Source organism: Serratia ureilytica (assembly GCF_017309605.1).
GTDB classification, from domain to species: domain Bacteria; phylum Pseudomonadota; class Gammaproteobacteria; order Enterobacterales; family Enterobacteriaceae; genus Serratia; species Serratia ureilytica.
In genome coordinates, this window is record NZ_CP071320.1 from 4,528,269 (window position 1) to 4,549,840 (window position 21,572).

General features: G+C 56.8%; 15 protein-coding genes and 1 tRNA gene. 5 read left to right on the forward strand and 11 right to left on the reverse strand.

Going from position 1 to position 21,572, the window contains the following annotated elements:
- The 10 genes from J0X03_RS21445 to lptF form a co-directional block, all read right to left on the reverse strand.
- Window positions 1–1,881 (reverse strand): ATP-dependent nuclease, encoded by a 1,881-nt coding sequence (locus J0X03_RS21445; RefSeq protein WP_129993881.1) that lies wholly within the window; start codon window positions 1,879–1,881, stop codon window positions 1–3.
- Between the two features lie 34 nt (window positions 1,882–1,915).
- On the reverse strand, window positions 1,916–2,605 hold the full coding sequence (locus tag J0X03_RS21450; RefSeq protein ID WP_129993880.1) for a DUF4391 domain-containing protein: 690 nt from the start codon (window positions 2,603–2,605) through the stop codon (window positions 1,916–1,918).
- Entirely contained in the window at window positions 2,602–5,880 is a 3,279-nt protein-coding gene (locus J0X03_RS21455; RefSeq protein ID WP_129993879.1) for a helicase-related protein, read from the reverse strand. The genes J0X03_RS21450 and J0X03_RS21455 overlap by 4 nt, the downstream gene beginning before the upstream one ends.
- Window positions 5,880–6,746: a helix-turn-helix transcriptional regulator gene (locus J0X03_RS21460; protein WP_474104000.1), complete on the reverse strand. Its 867-nt coding sequence runs from the start codon at window positions 6,744–6,746 to the stop codon at window positions 5,880–5,882. Before J0X03_RS21460 ends, J0X03_RS21455 begins: the two co-directional genes overlap by 1 nt.
- A 249-nt stretch (window positions 6,747–6,995) precedes the next feature.
- Window positions 6,996–7,427, reverse strand: a complete 432-nt coding sequence (locus tag J0X03_RS21465; protein WP_129993877.1) for a hypothetical protein — start codon at window positions 7,425–7,427, stop codon at window positions 6,996–6,998.
- Between the two features lie 54 nt (window positions 7,428–7,481).
- Window positions 7,482–8,602, reverse strand: a protein-coding gene (locus J0X03_RS21470) for an IS3 family transposase (RefSeq protein WP_129993892.1) whose coding sequence is annotated in 2 segments (ribosomal slippage) — window positions 7,482–8,350 and window positions 8,350–8,602 — 1,122 coding nt in all. Because the reading frame shifts where the segments join, the coding sequence is not laid out codon by codon here.
- A 212-nt stretch (window positions 8,603–8,814) separates the two neighbouring features.
- Window positions 8,815–8,899 (reverse strand) — tRNA-Leu (locus J0X03_RS21475).
- Between the two features lie 990 nt (window positions 8,900–9,889).
- A complete protein-coding gene (locus J0X03_RS21480; protein WP_033641699.1) occupies window positions 9,890–10,609 on the reverse strand; it encodes a LuxR family transcriptional regulator in 720 nt (239 codons plus the stop codon).
- A 151-nt stretch (window positions 10,610–10,760) separates the two neighbouring features.
- Entirely contained in the window at window positions 10,761–11,831 is a 1,071-nt protein-coding gene (gene lptG / locus J0X03_RS21485) for an LPS export ABC transporter permease LptG (protein WP_047025123.1), read from the reverse strand.
- Window positions 11,831–12,925, reverse strand: coding sequence for an LPS export ABC transporter permease LptF (gene lptF, locus J0X03_RS21490; RefSeq protein ID WP_033641697.1), 1,095 nt, complete (start codon window positions 12,923–12,925; stop codon window positions 11,831–11,833). Before lptF ends, lptG begins: the two co-directional genes overlap by 1 nt.
- A 282-nt stretch (window positions 12,926–13,207) precedes the next feature.
- On the opposite strand from lptF, the gene pepA reads away from it, so the two are divergent.
- The 5 genes from pepA (at window position 13,208) to J0X03_RS21515 (ending at window position 20,679) form a co-directional block, all read left to right on the forward strand.
- The gene (gene pepA, locus J0X03_RS21495; RefSeq protein WP_004933352.1) at window positions 13,208–14,719 is read left to right on the forward strand and encodes a leucyl aminopeptidase; all 1,512 of its coding nucleotides are present in this window, start codon (window positions 13,208–13,210) and stop codon (window positions 14,717–14,719) included.
- Between the two features lie 84 nt (window positions 14,720–14,803).
- Window positions 14,804–15,253, forward strand: a complete 450-nt coding sequence (locus J0X03_RS21500; RefSeq protein ID WP_025305119.1) for a DNA polymerase III subunit chi — start codon at window positions 14,804–14,806, stop codon at window positions 15,251–15,253.
- Between the two features lie 12 nt (window positions 15,254–15,265).
- Window positions 15,266–18,142 (forward strand): valine--tRNA ligase, encoded by a 2,877-nt coding sequence (locus J0X03_RS21505; protein ID WP_033641696.1) that lies wholly within the window; start codon window positions 15,266–15,268, stop codon window positions 18,140–18,142.
- 200 nt (window positions 18,143–18,342) lie between these two features.
- Entirely contained in the window at window positions 18,343–18,846 is a 504-nt protein-coding gene (locus J0X03_RS21510) for a GNAT family N-acetyltransferase (protein WP_016929277.1), read from the forward strand.
- 225 nt (window positions 18,847–19,071) lie between these two features.
- Window positions 19,072–20,679: a GMC family oxidoreductase gene (locus J0X03_RS21515; RefSeq protein WP_160203931.1), complete on the forward strand. Its 1,608-nt coding sequence runs from the start codon at window positions 19,072–19,074 to the stop codon at window positions 20,677–20,679.
- A gap of 15 nt (window positions 20,680–20,694) precedes the next feature.
- Here J0X03_RS21515 and miaE read toward each other — a convergent pair whose 3' ends face one another.
- Window positions 20,695–21,459: a tRNA isopentenyl-2-thiomethyl-A-37 hydroxylase MiaE gene (gene miaE, locus J0X03_RS21520; RefSeq protein ID WP_160203930.1), complete on the reverse strand. Its 765-nt coding sequence runs from the start codon at window positions 21,457–21,459 to the stop codon at window positions 20,695–20,697.
- Between the last annotated feature and the right edge of the window lie 113 nt (window positions 21,460–21,572).

Below are 21,572 nucleotides of genomic sequence, written 5' to 3' on the forward strand. Positions count from 1 at the left end.
TCATTCTCCTTTTGCCTTGGCTAAGATTTGCTGGAGCATCTCTGGCACCGCTCCTGCGGCTTTGAGTGTCGCCGTGCGGTATGCTAGTTGATTCTTCGAGAGACTGATACCTGTGGCAGCCTCGATTTCACTGCAGGCGGTTAGCCACTCAGTCCAGTTGGCTACGAGAAATGATTCCAGATGGTCTTCAAAAATGGCGACTGTGTCGCCGACGACAGCTTCCGGAAAATCCTCTTCAGCAATGCCGAAGTATCTCAATGTTGTCCGGTTTTCTCGGGCGTTTTTTGCAATTTCTTCATCGATCTTGTTTTGCTGTTTTCCTTTGGCTTTTGCTCGTGCCTCACATGCTCTGTCAGCATCGAAAAGCGCATAAACCGGGATACCGAGCGCGGACAGGATGGCATGGACAAGAGGGATCGACGTCTTGCCTCCAACGGGGACAATGGAAATGCCAGCGGCTTCAAGCGCACCAAAAGATATTTTGTCGCCTATACCGTGGAACACCGATGACTCGGTGGTACCCTCCACCAGAAAAGCGCGATGGGCAAAGAGCGCTACAGCCAGTTGATCTGAAACGATGCCATCTAACTGACGTTCGACAACATCAGCGTTCACTATCTGGAGCAGTCTGGTCTTCACATCATCAACGGAGGCAAAGTGGATAGTCACAGTTGGAGTCTCTCCAGATGATCGTGTCAATCGCCTAACTTGATCAAAATGGCGGGCCTCAAGGAAATAAGGGCTGTGTGTCGCATACGTCACCTGGATGCACTTGTCGGGGTCTTCGACAAGTGAGCGGAGCACTTTTGCAAACGCCTGTGCCTGAATCGGGTGCTGAAAGAGTTCTGGCTCCTCGATTGCTAAGCAGATGACTCCGTCGGCTGATGCAGAGCCGGACTGTGCCAAGAGCTGGAGCGCCGAGATCAAAATCGTCCGTTGAAAACCATGCCCCTGTCGTTCTACCGCAGTTTCGGTTGTGCCATCGAGCACGGCTACTTCGAACGTGGTTTTGGGGGCTTTGAGCTCCACATCTGCCGGGGAAACAGTGACTGCCCGACCCGGTGAGTAGGACGCAACGACGGCATTAAGCTGAGTCGTCATAACATCAAGTTGCGCTTTGAATTTCTCGTCGTACACTTTTTGCTGCTGTGTTCGTGATTCCTCGACGATCTTCGCAATCTCTTCATCAGCCGAAGCACGATCAACCGAACGCTCAAGAATACGTCCAATGATGCTCGACTTTCCGTCGATTGATTCTTCACTTGCGCGAAGGTCTGCAGTCACCAACACAAAATCGAAAAGGCCGCTCATCTTGCCGCTGCTGTTGAAACCGAAAAAGTTGGTCTGAAGTGATTCGGGGGCGTCTACAAGTTGTTCTGTATGTGCCGCTTCCCAAGTAGTCATTGCATGTTCAATGGCAGTGCCGGTTGTGGCTGTCGGGAGTTCCAGCTCTGGGCGACTAGCTCTAAGATTGGCATAAAGCTCCCTCTTTGCGGCTACGCCATTTGCAGTTTTGATGGCGTTGAACTCTGGGAATCCCTTTGCGTTTGCAGAAAGCACATCAGTCCCGTCAGGTGAATGGCGCCTCCACGCAGTGAATGTGGTGGCACCCTCTGGAGTGTACTTACCAAGCGCCTCCCGATCCTTTTCGGTGAGATCTGCGAACGTGACTTGCACCTCGATGTCTTCGTCAGTCTCTCCAAAAAAGCAGTCTTTTTCTGTAAGCGAACCGGGCTTGCCGTTGAAGAACCAATCGAGTGCCCGTAGCACTGTCGACTTGCCAGCTCCGTTCGGCCCAATGAATGTCGTGACGGAGTCGAAGGGGATCGTGACGTCTTTGAGTGCCCGAAAGTTCTTGATGCGAACGGATTGAATCTTCATTTCAGTTTTATTCCCTTACACCTGTTGTGATCTGTCAATGTTTGAGCTCTTCCAGTTCTATTTTCAACATCCGCAGTTCGGCGTTGATTTCTACTTTGCGGTTGAATTGTTTTTCTTTGGCAAGTCTGCTGGCAGCTTTCTCAACCTCACGCTGCTTGGCTGCAACCAGTTCCACGCGTGAGACCAAGTCAGCAAGAGTTTCTTGTGGGCGCGCAGGCATGGGGATCAGACGGTGAAGCACCTGCTCATACAAGCCGCCCAGGTCGAGTGCTAAGGGCATGACGGTGCGCTCATAGTCACTCGGCAACCAGGCTGTGGCAAAGTAGTCACTCAAGACCCAACGACTGGCGTCTGACTCATTGGGGCGTTTGTATGCAGCGATCACCTTTGTTCGCTCATCAAAGCTCAGCTCGAAGATGACGGGAAACTGCACCGCGCCATCGATGCAACGCAAAACGTCCATATTCAGTTCCAATGTCTTGAGCTGAATTGAGAAAATCTGAAGCTCTGGTACTCCCAGCCTGGCGGGCAGGTTGATCGTTTCTGGGGCCAACTTGTATTGCCAGACGATTTGCTCCACCTGCTCGACGAACAAGTCCTTCAGCCTTGTATTAGCGCCGCTGTGTTCGTAGATCTTATTCTTTGGCAGGGTACGACCAAAGACAGCCTGCTTCGGATAGTTAATGAACGCGGTATTCGACTCAAATCGCGCAGACTGACTCATCCGGCCTCCTGAATCACGAGGAAGGTAATCAGTTCGAAGTCGTCCAGTCCGACGATAGTATTGACCAACGCGGTGGTCTTTCCGCTGCAGAAGAGGCTGTCCAGATCCTTCTCTTCCTTCACCTCGATCATTGAGCGGATGGCCTTGCCAAGCAGGTCCGAATACATCTGCATCTTGCGGCCATCGGCCGTTTCCTTATTGAACAGGAGACAGGCATCTGTAATAGGCTGGGCTTGTCCCTTACAGCAAGTGCGAACCAGATCCAGCAAACGTTTGACTTCGGTGTGATCGTGAATGACTTCCCCCTCGCGATTAATGTAGACGAGGTAATAAGGGTGCAGGCGGTTGTGCTGACTGACGTTGACGCTTGGATTCCGGTTGCGTAGCGTGAAGATCACACCTGGGAGTAGGCCCATCTCCGGCTTGGCAGGCACTACGGCGTGCATCCCGCTTGGCACGTTGCTCAATTCGCCATTGACCTTCACATAGTTGAGCAAGTCCATTCGGAAGTCATTGAGCCCGAGATCAGTAATCGACACTCCGGTTTTCAGGTCTTCCAGCTCAATCACTTCCTCTTGCAAACGTCGCAATTGCTCTTTGCGATAAGACACATCGTTGGCTTGGGCGCTCAGCACATTGTCGTCACCAGTGGCTGTAACATCGGCAATCATCATTCGGCTCTCAACCCGTTCCTTCAGGTTGATGTACTCGTCGAGAGAGATGTCTGGCCAGTAGTTAACCAGTTGGATGCTGCTGTTGGGTGAGCCGATGCGATCCACACGGCCGAAGCGCTGGATGATGCGCACGGGGTTCCAGTGGATGTCGTAGTTGATGAGGTAGTCGCAGTCCTGCAGGTTCTGGCCTTCAGAGATACAATCGGTGCCGATCAACACATCTATCTCTGCCTCCTCATTTGGCAGCACGATGGCTTTCTCCTTCGAGTGCGGCGAGAAGAGGGTGAGCAGTTCCTGGAAGTCATAGCTCTTCTTGAACGTGCTCTTCGGTGCCCCTTTGCCGGTGACTTTTGCACTGTGCAAGGTATGTGTAGCCAGCAATTCCGGAGCCAAATTGGCATACAGATAGTCAGCGGTGTCGGCGAAGGCGGTGAAGATCAGCACCTTCTTGTTGCCGGGATTCAGCGGTGCTGCGATCTTCTTCAGAACCAGTGTCTTGAGATGCTGCAGTTTGGCATCATCGGCAGCCGTGATCTTGTTCATCGACGTCAGCAAGGCATCAATGATTTCCAGATCGACCTTCAGTTCGTGCTCCCATGAAGGTAAGTCCATATCGGCGAGGCTGATCTTGACCTTGCCGCCAATCTCGCTGTCGCCAATATCAGGCAAGTCGTCGTCCGCATCGAGGTTTTCTAACTGGTCGGTCAGGTCATTTATTCTGCTGTCAATGCCACTGAGGTCGCCAGTCTGATTGAAAGTGCTGATCTTGCCTAGCGTATTCGTGTGGTTCGCGCGCAGGGACTGGAGCGTCAAGCGGAAAGACTCAATCGAGCTTTCCAGGCGCTTGAGCAGGTTGGTCGTCATCAATGCCTGCAGGCTCTTTTCGCGGTCGACTTGCTTAAGCTTGCCTTTGCCTGCAACCTGAGTGTCATACATCTCCTCGTACTTCTTGAGCCGACTGGGCAGGATGTAGCTGATCGGCGCGTAAACAGCGAGCTTGAGTAAAGACAGCTGCTCGAAAATTTCGTTGAAGCTCATCACATCCGTTCGCTGCGTGAGCGGGCTATGGAACGACAAGGGTTTGCGGCGCTCAGGGAATTGGCCGATTTCCTTGGTATCGTAGAAGGTCTGAATATGCTTGCGCGAACGTGCGATGGTGACGCTGTCGAGCAATTCGAAGAAGTCGAAGTCCAACGATTCCAGGATGGCCCGCGCTGTGCGCTCTTCCGATGGAAGCTTTGCCCACGCATTAAAGCTGGCCTGTGCACTACGGAAAATGTCCTCTACCGTCTTGCCGGTGCGCAGCTTCTTGCTGAGGTTTTCGGAGTCGCCTTCGTAGGCCAGCGCCAGTTGGTTGCGCAGGTCGTTGAAGCGGTTGTTCACCGGGGTGGCCGAAAGCATCAGTACCTTGGTTTTCACTCCCTCCTTGATAACCTTGTTCATCAGCTTCTGGTAGCGGGTTTCCTTGTCCTTATAGGCGTCATTGTTGCGGAAGTTGTGCGACTCGTCGATGACGACGAGGTCGTAGTTGCCCCAATTGATGCGATTCAGCGGTGTGCCGAACGACTCACCGCTCGTACGGCTGAGGTCGGTATGACAAAGCACGTCGTAGTTGAACCGGTCGCGAGCAAATATGTTGGTCTTGAGGTTGCGGCTGTAGTTCAGCCAGTTGTCCGCCAGCTTCTTAGGGCATAACACCAAAACTGACTTGTTGCGCAGTTCGTAATACTTTACCACGGCCAGCGCGGTAAAAGTCTTTCCCAAACCCACGCTGTCGGCCAAGATGCAGCCGCTGTAGCTTTCAAGTTTGTTGATGATCCCGGTAGCAGCATCTTTCTGGTAATTGAAGAGTTTGTTCCAGATGAGCGTGTCTTGATAGCCCGTGCGGTCGTTCGGCAGGACATCCTCGTTAATGTCGTCCAGAAACTCATTGAAGATATTGTAGAGCATCAGGAAGTAGATGCTCTCGGGCGAGTTTTCCTGGTAGACGGATGCAATGTGGTCGCAGATCTGCGCCGTTACATCCTCCAGCTTCTCGGGGTCCTGCCAGATCTGGTTAAACAGACTGAGGTAGGTCGCCGTAAATGTCGGCTCGTCCATCTTGTTGACGAAGTTGGAGACAGCGTTGCCCTGCTGGTAGCCGAGATCGACGGCGGTAAAGCCGTGCAGTGGCATGTAGGCAGTATCTGCGGCAGCAGCCTGAATGCAAGTAAATTGCTGCATCGGTGCCTTGCTGCGATTGGACTTGAATGTTGCCTTGCGCCGCATCCAGTCCGCGCACTCTTTTGCAATTGCGCGCTGGGTCAGTTTGTTACGCAGCTGAATTTCGAACTCACTCCCGTACAAGCTCCGTTCGCGGTCAGCCTTCGGTATGTGGAATTCTCTGCGTTCCTTGCGAATCTTGTCGGTAACCTCGTTAGCGGTAAACGTCGGCGAGGTAAAGATGAATTGCAGCTCGTCGATTTTTTCCAGCTCTGCTTTGAGCGCTTCGAACGCGTACATCGAAAAGCAGGAGGCGGCGATCTTCAGGCGAGCACCAGGTTTGAGCGTCTGCTTTAGGTCGTCTCCGAGCAGACGGTTGATATTGTCGATCAGTTCCATTAATAGTCAGCCTTCTTAGTGGCGCTATAGCCTGGTGCCAGTAAGGCATTTTTTACGCCGTAAATTGCGAGATGATCTTTGAGCCATAACCGGTACTCCGGTCCGCGAAGGCAATGATCGGGTGAGCAGTCTACCCGCCAGCGCTGCAACATATAGCCCACCACCGCAGCGCGAACGCGCATTTTGATCGAACCATCTGTCATCCCGTAGTCCATCTTGATAATATCGGGCCGATCAACGTTCGGGTGCGGCACGAAATCCAGCTCGACGATGCGCGTCCATTGGATATCGTTATCCTGTCGTTCGTTGGCCTGTGGCTCCTCGTCGAGCAATGTTGGTGCTTCGATGCGGGTGACGACGAAATCCCGAAACTCTCTACTCTTGCGATCAAAGGCCCGGACGTGCCAGCGTAGGCCGGTATCAACCAAGGCAAAGGGCACAATTACCCGTTCGGACTCGCCGCCGCTCATCGAGTGGTAGCGGATGGCGACAGGTCGCTTGGCGTGGATGGCTCGGCAAATCGCTGCTAACACATCCATCTTGGGGATGCACAGGGCTGCGGGGGATTCGCATGGTAGCAGCGCCTGCATTGAGCCGTTCACGCCATCGCCAAAGCCGAAAGCCAGCGCCGACAGAACACGCTGCGATGCGTGTTTGAACAACGGGGAAAACGCCTGCCCGATGCGATAGATCTTATTGCTACCATCGAAGGTGATGTTATGCGGCACGATTTCCCGGTACAAAGCCAAATCGCGTGTCGCCCCTGCTGGAGCCACGCCGAAGCGCTCAATCAGATCTGGGCGACCGATCTCACCGAAGAAATAGAGCCGAAAATCGATGTAGGCCAGCCGCTCTCGCTGGGCCACACTCAAGTCCTCAAGCCGCTTAGAAGGGGAACTAGGCATGAATCATCACTAAATGGGAAAATGAATATGGTAATCCATAAAGTGCCATGGTTGTAATCAAATTGATGACAATCATGCATTAATACTAATGTAACAGCAAGAAATGATGTCTCAAACGTAGACAGTCATCGTATTGGCTGTGTTTCTGTACTTATAAAAGCTCAAATAATCCGCTGAGAGCCTCTGTATGGGAAGCTTTTTCCACTAAAGTTAAGTAATATGCCCAACGATCGCACAAATTAATCGATAATCAGTGACATAGAATATCTCTGGGTTATCAACACTTTGCTCACCGATAAAGAAGACTCTGGCCTTATCTTTCAATCTTTTTGCTTTGGCTTCCTTTGCCTCTGTCCGAGCAACTTCCAACTCTTTGCGCACCACTGCACGCTTGGCTTTTGACCACCCAGTCCATTTTATGTGGATCTGGTAACTTCGGGATGATTTACGTTTTCCGAATTCATCTTTCGCCCACTCGCCAGACAACGGGATGATGAGTTTTTCATCATCTTCAATAAATTTATTCCAGAGTAGTTCAGCATAAAAGATCTTTGGCTCCGGGTAGGGCTGAATTTTACTTTGGAGCTTTTTAAACACCTCTGAGTAAGTTCGCCCATTAATACCAGGGACGTTTAGCGACATTCCTCGATCATATGGGAAGCGGAGGTGACCTGCCCCCAGTATTAGATACAACCTTCAGTTAGTAATGTCAGTTGGTTTTTCTTCATATTTACTGTTTCGCCAGTCCGTTGCGAATTCAGCTGGTGTCTGGTAATCCAGCGATGAATGGGGACGGCACTCGTTATAATCCTGCCGCCAGTCATTAATCGTTTTCCGGGCATGAAGAATATCGCTGAACCAGTGTTCATTCAGACACTCATCGCGAAAGCGTCCGTTAAAACTCTCAATAAATCCGTTCTGCGTTGGCTTACCTGGCTGGATAAGCCGTAGTTCCACACTATGCTCAAAGGCCCATTGATCGAGCGCGCGGCAGGTAAATTCCGGGCCCTGATCGGTTCTTATTGTCGTCGGATACCCCCGAAACAACGCGATGCTGTCCAGAATACGCGTGACCTGAACGCCTGAAATACCGAAAGCAGCGGTGATCGTCAGACACTCCTTCGTGAAATCATCCACACAGGTCCGGCACTTGATCCTGCGACCGTTGGCCAGTGCGTCCATAACGAAATCCATCGACCATGTAAGGTTCGGTGCATCCGGGCGCAGAAGCGGAAACCGTTCGGTCACCAGCCCTTTACGGCCTCGTCTGCGTTTTACGCTCAGTCCATTAAGGTGGTAAATACGGTATACCCGCTTGTGATTGACGTGAAGCCCCTCCCTACGCAGCAACTGCCAGATGCGCCGATAACCAAAACGTCTGCGTTCAAGCGCCAGCTCAGTAATACGCCCTGATAAATGTGCATCAGCAGCCGGACGCTGAGCATCATAACGGCAGGTCGACAGGGACAAACCTGTCAGCCTGCAGGCCCGACGTTGCGACAGACCGGTCGCATTACACATCAACACCACGGCTTCCCGCTTCTGGCCTGTCGTCAGTACTTTCACCCCAGAGCCACCTGAAGCGCCTCCTTATCCAGCATGGCTTCGGCAAGCAGCTTCTTGAGCCTGGCGTTCTCTTCCTCAAATGACTTCAGGCGCTTAACCTCGGGCACCTCCATACCGCCATACTTCTTACGCCAGGTGTAAAAGGTGGCGTCGGAAATGGCATGCTTACGGCAGAGCTCACGGGCAGAAACCCCGGCTTCAGCCTCGCGGAGGATACTGATGATCTGTTCGTCGGAAAAACGCTTCTTCATGGGGATGTCCTCATGTGGCTTATGAAGACATTACTAACATCGGTGTGTATTAATCAACGGGGAGCAGGTCAGAAGTTAAGATGCCCCAATTATGCCCCCAATGACATCCGGATTTCACGGACTACCTCGGACGACTCAGGACATAAAAACCGCTGAAAGCATTGATTTTAAAGGGTTTGGCGGACTTTTTCGGATGGTCTTGTAAGTACTAATGGTGCCGAAGGCCGGACTCGAACCGGCACGTATCTCTACGGTTGATTTTGAATCAACTGCGTCTACCGATTTCGCCACTTCGGCACTGAAGTAGTATGCGGAAAACGGGTGAATTATACCTTCCCGCGACCAGCACGCAACACTTATCCGTTGTTCAATGAGTTAAGTGTCGAAAAAACCGCCGCAGGGCGCGTTTGCCCGCCCCGTCTTCTCGCTCCACGCCCTTCACAACCCTGTTAATGGTGAGCAGGCTGTTGCAACGAGCATCCAGGATAAGGCGCCACACTCACGCAATACCATCCGATCCCAGGTTTCAGCATCGTTGCACAGCACAATGATAGCTCCTGTGCCGTACGCCACTCACTCTCACTAGCCAGAGCCGCTCGCCCAACTAGCGAAACAGGTTCAGGAGCCCGCCACGCGGAAGGTAGCACCTGCCTCCCCCATCGCCACTGTCTCACCCTGCGCCTGGCAAAAACAAAATAATCCCCAGCCGTAATGGCAATGCTGCAAATAATTGCACGCCAATGTGTCAGCGAATAAAGAATGAGGTTGCGCAACATTCCGAGAACACTATTTTTTCATTAATGAATATCAAACGGGAAATAAAGAAGCGGAATGCTGCCTTCAGGGGAGAGGCGCTATTTCGGTTAGATGGGGGGTTATCTAAAATCACCAGAAAATAGCGTACATACGTAACAAAATAGCAACTCAAGGCGTAAAAACCAGCAGAGAACACTTGCCTCTGCAGAGTTAATAGCTTTAAGATGATGTAAGAAAATTTTCCCTGGTGTTGGCCAATATTGGCAGCCTGACCTACGCGGTCAGGTTTTTTTTTATATTTTTTATCAAAACATTACCGGGAAAGTGTATCGCCTTAAGGGGTGAGAAACTAGTTAGACTAAAGTACAGTCCCTTACTAGACCTTTATCAGTTCATGCAGGTTATTATTTCACATCGTAGAAATCAGGGCCGGTGCTGTATTACTTCCCTCTCGTGAGCCGCCACGCTGCCCACTCAATACCGATTAACGCCCGTCATTTCCCGGTTCGAAAGCTGCCGTGAGCGAGCAGCCTATCCATCCACCGGTTTAATCAGCCGCAGTTCCATCCCCAGGCGCACGGCATGTCGGGCATTCGTTACCCCCAACTTTTTGACGACGTTGGACATATGGTACTTGATGGTGCCGGTCTTTATGCCCAGGATCATCGCCGTTTCCTGGTAGGTTTTACCCACGCTGGCCCAATAGAGGATTTCGTTTTCCCTGTCGGTAAAGCGGGCGTTGCCCTCCAGCGCTGCGGCGTTTTTATCTGACGGTGGGGCCAGTGCCAGATACGACTCATGGATTGAGGCCAGCAATACCGAGATTTCACCTTTGCGTTCGATGAGCGCCGGGATGATTTCCGCTTTCTGTTCTGCGCTGAAGGCAAAGGAAAGCGTGACGAGATTGTTGTTGTAATCGTGCAATACGAAGGTATAGCCGTGCGTCACGCCAAACTCGCGGGCCTGCTCGAACAGTTCGGGAAAATGCAGCCCTGAGTCGGCCATGATTTGCTCGTCCCAGGCGAAGGGGGTCAGGCGGTTGCGGGCGGTAATCACCACCGGATCAATGTACTGCAACCCCTGCTCTTGATACTTGTTGACCCATTCAGTCGGGTAGTTGGTGACGCCAAAAATGCAGGAAATGTCTTTTTTGGATAACACCACATACGCCCACAGGAGCTCGCCCAACTCCCCCAACGCCGCTTCCAGGCGCTTGCCGATGATATTGCTGAGATTGTATTCGTCTTCCATTGACTGCCCGCTCCCTCTATCCGCATGCCGCAGGGTTGACTATAGCACGACGAAAAGCGACAGGTCGGGGGAGTGGTTAACCGGGGGCATGCCGCACCCACAAAAAAGGCGCGGCCCCGCGGCCACGCCTTTTCCCATACTGCTCGCTCCGCTACTTGCGTTTGAGCAGCATATACACGCTGATCAGCAGGAACAGCATGCTCGGCAGCAGTGCCCCCAGCACCGGCGGCATGCTGTAAACCATGCTCAGCGGGCCGAAGATCTGATCCAACACGTAGAACAGGAAGCCGAAGCTGATGCCGGTCACCACGCGGATGCCCATCGGCACGCTGCGCAGCGGGCCGAAGATGAACGACAGCGCCATCAGCATCATCACCGCCACCGACAGCGGCGAGAAGATTTTTCGCCACATGTTGAGCTGGTATTTGTTGGATTCCTGGCCGCTCTGCTTCAGGTACTTCACATAGTTGTGCAGCCCGCTGATGGAGAGCGAATCCGAATCCAGCGCCACCACGCCCAGCTTGTCCGGGGTCAGGTTGGTTTTCCATTCGCCGGTCAGCGTCTGGGTGCCGGTCACCTGTTTCGGGTTAGTCAGATCCGAGGTGTCCACCTGCGAAAGCTGCCACAGGCCGTTCTCGAAGCTGGCGGTGGCGGCATAGCGCACCGTCTCCAGGCGACGCTGATCGTTGAAGTGGTAGATGTTGACGCCGGAGAGTTCTTTATCGCCGGAGACGCGCTCAATGTAGATGAAGTCGTTGCCGTCCTTCGCCCACAGCCCACTCTTGGTGGAGAGCAGCGAGCCGCCGTACATCTGCTGGGCGCGGTAGTTGCGCGCCATCTGCTCGCCCTGCGGCGCCACCCACTCGCCGATCGCCATGGTCAGCAGCACCAGCGGAATGGCGGTTTTCATCACCGAGCCGGCGATCTGCAGGCGGGTGAAGCCGGAAGCCTGCATCACCACCAGTTCGCTGCGCGTCGCCAGCTGGCCCAGGCCGAGCAGCGCACCGAGCAGCGCCGCCATCGGGAAGAAAGTCTCGATGTCTTTCGGCACGCTCAGCAGGGTGTACATGCCGGCGCTCAGCGCAGTGTATTCGCCCTGGCCGACCTTGCGCAGCTGATCGACGAACTTGATGATGCCGGACAGCGACACCAGCATGAACAGCGTCATGATGATGGTGTTGAAAATCGTTTTACCGATATAACGGTCTAATACGCCAAACATCAGGCCGCTCCTCTCAGGCGTGCGCGCAGCTTGCGCATCGGCACGGTATCCCACAGGTTCAGCGCCAGCGCCAGCGCGAAGTAAACGCCGTTAACCAGCCACAGCCACAGCATCGGATCCAGCTTGCCCTTGCCGGCGTTGGAGCGCAGCGAGGTCTGCAGCAGGAAGAAGATCAGGTACAGCAGGATGGCCGGCAGCATGCTCAGCACGCGGCCCTGACGCGGGTTCACCACGCTGAGCGGCACCACCAGCAGCGCCATCAACGCCACCGACACCACCAGCGTCAGGCGCCAGTGGAATTCGGCGCGCGCGTCCGGATCGTCGGATTCCCACAGCGTCTGCATCGACATCTGTTCGGATTCGGTGTTGTCCGCCGCCACGGTGCGGTGGCCAATCACCGCCTTGTAGTCGGTGAAGTCGGTAATGCGGAAGTCGCGCAGCAGCGCGGTGCCTTCAAAGCGGGTGCCCTTGTCGAGCGTCACCACCTGCGAGCCGTCTTTCTGCTGCACGATGTTGCCGTGCTCGGCCACCACCACCGACGGACGTTGGTTGCCGTTCGGCCTCAGCTGCGCCAGGAACACGTCGTTGAAGGTGCTGCCCTTCACGTTGCCGATAAACAGCACCGCGTTGCCGTCCTGCGAGGGTTTGAACTGCCCTTCCGCCAGCCCGGCGATGCTCGGGTTGGCCTTGGCTTCGTTCACCACCACGTCCTGATAGCGCGAGGCCCAGGGGCCGGCCCAAAATACGTTCACCGCCGCGATCGCAGAAGTGAGCAGCGCCAGGATCATGGCGGCGATAATCAGGGTGCGTTTACCCAGCCCGCAGGCGTGCATGACGGTGATTTCGCTCTCGGTATACAACCGCCCAAGCGTCATCAGCAAGCCGAGAAACAGGCTCAAAGGCAGGATGAGCTGCGCCATTTTCGGCACGCCCAACGCGAGCAGAGAGAGTACTAAGTTTGTCGGGATATTGCCGTCCACCGCGTCGCCCAACACCCTGACCAAATTCTGACAAAAGAAGATCAGAAGCAGGATAAACAGGATGGCGATTTGGCTCTTGAGCGTTTCCCGTACCAGATATCTTATGATGATCACGCTTATTACGCCTGTGAAAACTTGTCTTTTTGCAGGAAAATCGATAATTTCATCGTTAATCCGCCATTTATTCTCATCATATGGCAACCTTCACAGCTAAAATAGTATTACAACATCAAGCCGTTTGGGTGTCCTATAGGAACTTGCTTATAGTCGCCAAAACAGAGCAATTTATGCCGTTCAGGTTAACATAATCCGTTAACTCAAATGGCAGGAGATCGTTACGGAGTCGGTTATTCTAGCCGTAGCGTCCGCCTTTGTCTTTAAGATTCAGGAGAGTGCATGGAGTTCAGTGTAAAAAGCGGTAGCCCGGAAAAACAGCGCAGTGCCTGTATTGTAGTCGGCGTTTTCGAACCGCGCCGCCTGTCCCCTATCGCAGAACAACTCGACAAAATCAGTGATGGTTATATCAGCGCATTGCTGCGCCGTGGCGAACTGGAAGGCAAGGTCGGGCAGACGCTGCTACTGCACCATGTGCCCAACATTCTCTCCGAGCGCATCCTGCTGATCGGCTGCGGCAAAGAGCGCGAGCTCGATGAGCGCCAATACAAGCAGGTGATCCAGAAAACCATCAATACCCTCAACGACACCGGCTCGATGGAAGCGGTCTGCTTCCTGACCGAGCTGCACGTGAAAGGCCGCAACACCTACTGGAAAGTGCGTCAGGCGGTGGAAACCGCCAAAGAGACGCTCTACACCTTCGATCAGCTGAAAAGCAACAAGGTGGAGCCGCGTCGTCCGCTGCGCAAAATGGTGTTCAACGTGCCGACCCGCCGTGAGCTCACCAGCGGCGAGCGCGCCATCCAGCACGGCCTGGCGGTGGCTTCCGGCATCAAGGCGGCCAAAGATCTCGGCAACATGCCGCCGAACATCTGTAACGCCGGCTACCTGGCCTCGCAGGCCCGCCAACTGGCGGACGCCTTCAGCACTAACATCACCACCCGCGTCATCGGCGAACAGCAGATGAAAGAGCTGGGCATGAACGCCTATCTGGCGGTCGGCGCCGGTTCGCAGAATGAATCATTGATGTCGGTGATGGAATATAAGGGCAACCCAAATCCGGACGCTAAGCCGATCGTGCTGGTAGGCAAAGGGCTGACCTTCGACTCCGGCGGCATCTCGATTAAACCGGCCGACGGCATGGACGAGATGAAATACGACATGTGCGGCGCGGCGACCGTGTACGGCGTGATGCGCGTGGTGGCGGAGCTGAACCTGCCGCTGAACGTGATCGGCGTGCTGGCCGGCTGTGAAAACATGCCGGGCGGCCGGGCGTATCGTCCGGGCGACGTGCTGACCACCATGTCCGGCCAGACCGTCGAGGTGCTCAACACCGACGCCGAAGGCCGCCTGGTGCTGTGCGACACCCTGACCTACGTCGAGCGCTTCGAGCCGGAGCTGGTGATCGACATCGCCACCCTGACCGGCGCCTGCGTGATCGCCTTGGGCCACCACATCACCGGCCTGATGTCGAACCACAACCCGCTGGCGCACGAGCTGCTGGGCGCTTCCGAGCAGGCCGGCGACCGCGCCTGGCGCCTGCCGATGGCCGACGAGTACTACGAGCAGTTGGACTCCAACTTCGCCGACATGGCGAACATCGGTGGCCGCCCTGGCGGCGCCATCACCGCCGCCTGCTTCCTGTCGCGCTTCACCCGCAAGTACACCTGGGCGCACCTGGATATCGCCGGCACCGCCTGGCGCTCCGGTAAAGCCAAGGGCGCGACCGGCCGCCCGGTGGCGCTGCTGTCGCAGTTCCTATTAAACCGCGCAGGCCTGAACGGCGACGATTAAATCTGAGCGGTAATTCAGGTATAATCCCAAGGGGCACAGCATGCTGTGCCCCTACATTTTTTTATCGGCAGCGGTGGATCCTTAATGAAACAGGCGACGTTTTATTTGCTCGACAACGCGGAACCGTCAGGCGCGCTCAGCGCCCATGAGGCCGTGGCCTGCGCCGTTGCCGCCAGCGGCTTCCGTTCCGGCAAGCGGGTGCTGATCGCCTGCGAGAGCCAGGAGCAGGCCCAGCGGCTGGACGAAGCGCTGTGGCAGCGCGAGCCGCATGAATTCGTGCCGCACAACCTGGCCGGCGAAGGGCCGCACTACGGCGCGCCGGTGGAACTGTGCTGGCCCGGCAAGCGCGGCAACGCCCCGCGCGATCTGCTGATCGCCCTGCTGCCGCAGTTTGCCGATTTTGCTACCGCTTTCCATGAAGTGGTAGACTTCGTTCCTTACGAAGACACTCTGAAACAGTTGGCGCGCGACCGTTACAAGGCCTATCGCAGCGTCGGCTTCCATTTGACCACGGCTACGCCGCCAACTCACTGAATACGATAAAGAATGGAAAAGACAAACAGTCAGCTCGACACCGCATACGACCCAAAACAGATCGAACAGAAGCTGTACGATCACTGGGAGAGTCAGGGTTACTTCAAGCCGAACGGCGACACCAGCCAGGAAAGCTTCTGCATCATGATCCCGCCGCCGAACGTCACCGGCAGCCTGCACATGGGCCACGCGTTCCAGCAGACCATCATGGACACCATGATTCGCTATCAGCGCATGCAGGGTAAAAACACCCTGTGGCAGGCGGGCACCGACCACGCCGGCATCGCTACCCAGATGGTGGTGGAGCGCAAGATCGCTGCGGAAGAAGGCAAAACCCGCCACGACTACGGCCGTGACGCGTTCATCGACAAAATCTGGCAGTGGAAGGCGGAATCCGGCGGCACCATCACCCGTCAGATGCGCCGTCTGGGCAACTCCGTGGACTGGGAGCGCGAGCGCTTCACCATGGACGAAGGCCTGTCGAACGCGGTGCGCGAAGTGTTTGTCCGTCTGCACAAAGAAGACCTGATCTACCGCGGCAAGCGCCTGGTGAACTGGGATCCGAAGCTGCGCACCGCCATCTCCGATCTGGAAGTGGAAAACCGCGAATCCAAAGGTTCCATGTGGCACCTGCGCTACCCGCTGGCCGACGGCGCGAAAACCGCCGAGGGCAAAGACTACCTGGTGGTCGCCACCACCCGTCCGGAAACCGTGCTGGGCGATACCGGCGTGGCGGTCAACCCGGAAGATCCGCGCTATAAAGACCTGATCGGCAAAGAGATCATTCTGCCGCTGGTCGGCCGCCGCATCCGCATCGTCGGCGACGAACACGCCGATATGGAAAAAGGCACCGGCTGCGTGAAGATCACCCCGGCGCACGATTTCAACGACTACGAAGTCGGCAAACGCCACGGCCTGCCGATGATCAACATTCTGACCTTCGACGGCGACATCCGTCAGGAAGCAGAAGTGTTCAACACCCTGGGCGAAGTCTGCACCGACTACTGCAACGAGATCCCAGCCGAGTTCCGCGGCCTGGAGCGTTTCGCGGCGCGTAAAGCGGTGGTTGCCGCCTTCGATAATCTGGGCCTGCTGGACGAGATCAAACCGCACGACCTGACGGTGCCTTACGGCGACCGCGGCGGCGTGGTGATCGAGCCGATGCTGACCGACCAATGGTACGTGCGCACCGCGCCGCTGGCCAAAGTGGCGGTGGAAGCGGTCGAACAGGGCGACATCCAGTTCGTGCCGAAGCAGTACGAAAACATGTACTTCAGCTGGATGCGCGACATCCAGGACTGGTGCATCTCGCGTCAGCTGTGGTGGGGCCACCGCATCCCGGCCTGGTACGACGTGAACGGCAAAGTCTACGTGGGCCGCAGCGAAGAAGAAGTGCGCAGCGAGAACAACCTGGGCGCCGACGTGGTGCTGACCCAGGACGAAGACGTACTGGACACCTGGTTCTCGTCCGGCCTGTGGACCTTCTCTACCCTGGGCTGGCCGGAGCAGACCGAGGCGCTGAAAACCTTCCACCCGACCAGCGTGATGGTCAGCGGCTTCGACATCATCTTCTTCTGGATCGCGCGCATGATCATGCTGACCATGCACTTCATCAAGGATGAAAACGGCAAGCCGCAGGTGCCGTTCAAGACCGTCTACATGACTGGCCTTATCCGCGACGACGAAGGCCAGAAGATGTCCAAGTCGAAAGGCAACGTGATCGATCCGCTGGACATGGTCGACGGCATCTCGCTGGAAGATCTGCTGGAAAAACGCACCGGCAACATGATGCAGCCGCAGCTGGCGGAGAAAATCCGCAAGCGCACCGAGAAACAGTTCCCGAACGGCATCGAGCCGCACGGCACCGACGCCCTGCGCTTCACCCTGGCGGCGCTGGCCTCGACCGGCCGCGACATCAACTGGGACATGAAGCGCCTGGAAGGCTACCGCAACTTCTGTAACAAGCTGTGGAACGCCAGCCGCTTCGTGCTGATGAACACCGAAGCGCACGACTGCGGCTTTAACGGCGGCGAGAAAGTGCTGTCGCTGGCGGATCGCTGGATCCTGGCCGAATTCAACCGCACGGTGAAAGCCTACCGCGAAGCGCTGGACACCTACCGCTTCGATCTGGCGGCCAACATCCTGTACGAATTCACCTGGAACCAGTTCTGCGACTGGTATCTGGAGCTGACCAAGCCGGTGGTGAGCAACGGCAGCGAAGCGGAACAGCGCGGCACCCGCCACACGCTGATCACCGTGCTGGAAGCGCTGCTGCGCCTGGCGCACCCGATCATTCCATTCATCACCGAAACCATCTGGCAGCGCGTGAAGCCGCTGACCGGCACGACCGCAGACACCATCATGCTGCAGCCGTTCCCGGCCTACGACGCCGCGCTGGAAGACGAACAGGCGCTGAACGATCTGGAGTGGATCAAACAAACCATCATCGCCGTGCGCAACATCCGCGCCGAGATGAACATCGCGCCAAGCAAAGCGCTCGACGTGCTGCTGCGCAACTGCAGCGCCGACGCCCAGCGCCGCGTGCAGGAGAACCAGAGCTTTATCGCCCGTCTGGCGCGCCTGGAATCCATCGCGCTGCTGCCGGCCGGTGAGAAAGGCCCGGTCTCCGTCACCAAGCTGGTGGACGGCGCTGAGCTGCTGATCCCGATGGCCGGTTTCATCGACAAGGACGCCGAGATCGCGCGTCTGGCCAAAGAGATGGGCAAACTGGATGCGGAAATCGCCGCGATCGAAGGCAAGCTGGCGAACGAAGGCTTCGTGGCGCGCGCGCCGGAAGCGGTGGTCGCCAAAGAACGCGATCGCCTGGCGGCCTGCAAAGAAGGCAAAGTGAAGCTGCAGGAACAGCAGGCGACCATCGCCGCGCTGTAATCCACCGGCTCACGCCAACGCCTGAAAAACAGCGGGGTCTTCCCCGCTGTTTTTTTATCGCCGTTGCATCCGGGCCGGGTTAGATGTTATTACAAGATATTACTGCTGCAGGGACGCCGCCGGGAAATAATCCCCGGCGCGTTTCGTGCTGCGATAAAAACGAAAAACGAACGTGGTCTCTTTCAATGGCGAGTGTAAACATGACAACAGCAACCCCGGCGCGCCTGCTGGTGCGCCCCATCACGGCGGAAGACAATGCCGCCATTGCTCACGTCATTCGCGAAGTCTCCGCCGAGCACGGCCTGACGGCGGATAAAGGCTATACCGTCTCCGATCCCAATCTGGACGCCCTGTATCAGCTCTACAGCCTGCCGCGCAGCGCTTACTGGGTGATCGAGGTGGACGGCCAGGTCGCCGGCGGCGGCGGCATCGCGCCGCTGCAGGGCGGCGCAGACGATATTTGCGAATTGCAGAAGATGTATTTCCTGCCGGTATTGCGCGGCAAGGGATTGGCGAAACGCCTGGCGCTGCAGGCGCTGGATTTCGCCCGCCAGCACGGCTTCCGCTGTTGTTACCTCGAGACCACCGCCAGCCTGACGCAGGCCGTTGCGCTGTACGAACACCTGGGTTTCGAACACATCGACCACGCGATGGGCGCCACCGGCCACGTCGATTGCGAAGTCACCATGCTGAAAACGCTGTAATCGTCCCGCCTCTCCATCAGGGCGCAGCTTGCTGCGCCTTTTTTATTAATATCGCAATCAATCAGTAAAACTCGCTATAACGCCGTTTTTCAAGCAGATAAACTGACGTTAAAAACCGCGATGTAAATTTAATGTGAAGTTCGTTAATAAATTAACGATCGTAAATTGACCGCTTGCTCCCCCGCGCTACTCTGCCAGTATCCCAATCGCGCACGGAGAGCTGTCATGTCGGAAAATACCTTTGATTACATCATCGTCGGCGCCGGTTCCGCCGGCTGCGTGCTGGCGGCGCAGCTGATCCGCCGCACCCAGGCGCGGGTGCTGCTGCTGGAAGCCGGCGGCGACGACAATAACCTGTTTATCAAGATGCCGGCCGGCGTGGCCAAGATCATCGCCAAAAAGAGCTGGCCCTACGAGACGGAACCGGAACCGCACGCCAATAACCGCCGCATGCAGATCGCGCAGGGCAAAGTGCTGGGCGGCAGCAGCTCGGTCAACGGCATGATCTACCTGCGCGGCCAGCCGCAAGATTACGACGACTGGGCCGAGCGCTACGGCTGCGCCGGCTGGAGCTACCGGGAGGTGCTGCCCTACTTCAAACGCGCCGAGGCCAACGAAAGCCTGTCCGACGACTACCACGGCGCCGAAGGGCTGCTGCCGGTCAGCGAGAACCGCTACCGCCACCCGCTGAGCATGGCGTTTATCCGCGCCGGCCAGGAGTTGAACCTGCCCTATCGCAACGACTTCAACGGCGACAGCCAGCACGGCGTCGGTTTCTACCAAACCACCACCCACAACGGCGAACGCGCCAGCACCGCCCGCACCTACCTGAAGGCGGTGCGCGACGAACGGCGGCTGGTGGTGAAACTGAACGCCCTGGCGCACCGGCTGACCTTCGAGGGCAACGTCGCCACCGGCGTGGTTTACAGCCAGAACGGCGGCGTGGAAGTGACCGCGCGCGCCACCAAAGAGGTGATCGTCAGCGCCGGCGCGGTCGGTTCGCCGAAGCTGCTGATGCTGTCCGGCATCGGCCCGCGCGACCACCTGCAGCAGCTGGGCATCGAGGTGCGGGCGGATCTGCCGGTGGGCAAAAACTTCCACGACCACCTGCACATGTCGATCAACGTCAGCACCCGCGAGCCGATCAGCCTGTTCGGCGCCGATCGCGGCCTGCAGGCGCTGAGCCACGGCGCACAGTGGCTGGCGTTTCGCAGCGGGGTGCTTTCGTCCAACGTGCTGGAAGGCGCCGCCTTCACCGACAGCCGGGGCGATGGCCGCACGGACGTGCAGATCCACTTCCTGCCGATGCTCGACAGCTGGGACGACGTGCCCGGCGAGCCGCTGCCGAACATTCACGGCTTCACGCTCAAGGTCGGCTATCTGCAGCCGAAGGCGCGCGGCGAAGTGCTGCTGCGCAGCAGCAACCCGCGCGATCCGGTCAAGCTGCACGCCAACTACCTCGGCCACCCGGACGATCTGGCCGGCAGCGTGCGCGCGGTGAAATTCGGTCTGGATTTCCTGCAAACCGCGGCGCTGAAGCCGCTGATCAAGGATCTGCTGATGCCGCAGCCGGAGTGGACGCGCGACGAAGCGCAGCTGGAGGAGTTCGTGCGCAACTTCTGCAAGACGGTGTATCACCCGGTGGGCAGTTGCCGCATGGGGCCGTCGCCCCAGGACGCGGTGACCGATCCGCAGCTGCGGGTGCACGGTTTTGAACGGCTGCGGGTGATCGACTGCTCGGTGATGCCGCAGCTCACCAGCGGCAACACCAATGCGCCGACCATCATGCTGGCGGAAAAGGCGGTGGATCTGCTGCTGGGCGCGCCGCAGTAAGGGCGCGCCTCAACCTCAGGCGGCGGCGGGCACGCCGCTGTGGAAGCGCAGTTCGCTGTCCGGCGACAGGATCAATTCAGCTTCGAGGCGGCCGAAATGCGCCACCCGTTCGCTGATGTCGCCGCCGGCGAGCTGCTCGGCCAATGTCAGGTAGTCCTGATAATGGCGCGCTTCGGATCGCAGCAGCGAGACGTAAAAGCGGTTCAGCTCATCGTCCAGGTGTGGCGCCAGCTTGGCGAAGCGTTCGCAGGATCGCGCTTCGATGTAGGCGCCACAGATCAGTTTGTCGATCAACGTCGCCGGATCGTGGGTACGGATCTCGCGGATCATGCCCTTGGCGTAGCGGCTGGCGGTGATCTTGCGATACGGGATCCCGCGCGCCTGCATGATCTCCAGCACCTGCGAGAAGTGATGCAGCTCTTCCTTGATCAACAGCACCATGCGATCCGCCAGATCCTGGCCGTAGGCCGAGCCGTTTTTCGGCAGGATCTTGCGGGTGAACTGGCCCTGGCGGAACAGCGTGTCCGGCGCGCCCTGCGCCTCGTGCAGAAACGCCTCGTAAGGGCGCAGTAGCGCCAACAGCGCGTCGCCGCTCTCTTTGTCCGCCACGTAACGGCGGATCAGCCACATGCCGGTCTGCGCGGCCTTCAGCTCACACACCAGGTGGTCGGTCAGCAATAGCTGCAGGTTTTCCGGACGGCGCGCGGCGTCAATCCAGGCATCGGGGGTTTCACAGTGCAGGAAGCTTAAAATCGGGGCTAACAGGGATTGGTATGTCATGGCGTCATTGCCCTATGTATTTCAAGTTGCAGCCAGGCGGCCAGCTCACTCATCCCCAGGAGCTTACTCAGGTAAGTGACTGGGGTGAGGGAGTGCAGCCAACAACGCTGCAG

Bases quoted from the DNA above. Each gene is read 5' to 3' on its own strand.
- J0X03_RS21500 (WP_025305119.1), top strand. From the start codon at position 14,804: ATGAAACAGGCGACGTTTTATTTGCTCGACAACGCGGAACCGTCAGGC.
- lptG (WP_047025123.1), bottom strand. From the start codon at position 11,831: ATGTTTGGCGTATTAGACCGTTATATCGGTAAAACGATTTTCAACACC.
- pepA (WP_004933352.1), top strand. From the start codon at position 13,208: ATGGAGTTCAGTGTAAAAAGCGGTAGCCCGGAAAAACAGCGCAGTGCC.
- J0X03_RS21455 (WP_129993879.1), bottom strand. From the start codon at position 5,880: ATGGAACTGATCGACAATATCAACCGTCTGCTCGGAGACGACCTAAAG.
- miaE (WP_160203930.1), bottom strand. From the start codon at position 21,459: ATGACATACCAATCCCTGTTAGCCCCGATTTTAAGCTTCCTGCACTGT.
- J0X03_RS21510 (WP_016929277.1), top strand. From the start codon at position 18,343: ATGACAACAGCAACCCCGGCGCGCCTGCTGGTGCGCCCCATCACGGCG.
- J0X03_RS21515 (WP_160203931.1), top strand. From the start codon at position 19,072: ATGTCGGAAAATACCTTTGATTACATCATCGTCGGCGCCGGTTCCGCC.
- J0X03_RS21505 (WP_033641696.1), top strand. From the start codon at position 15,266: ATGGAAAAGACAAACAGTCAGCTCGACACCGCATACGACCCAAAACAG.
- J0X03_RS21480 (WP_033641699.1), bottom strand. From the start codon at position 10,609: ATGGAAGACGAATACAATCTCAGCAATATCATCGGCAAGCGCCTGGAA.
- J0X03_RS21450 (WP_129993880.1), bottom strand. From the start codon at position 2,605: ATGAGTCAGTCTGCGCGATTTGAGTCGAATACCGCGTTCATTAACTAT.
- J0X03_RS21465 (WP_129993877.1), bottom strand. From the start codon at position 7,427: ATGTCGCTAAACGTCCCTGGTATTAATGGGCGAACTTACTCAGAGGTG.
- J0X03_RS21445 (WP_129993881.1), bottom strand. From the start codon at position 1,881: ATGAAGATTCAATCCGTTCGCATCAAGAACTTTCGGGCACTCAAAGAC.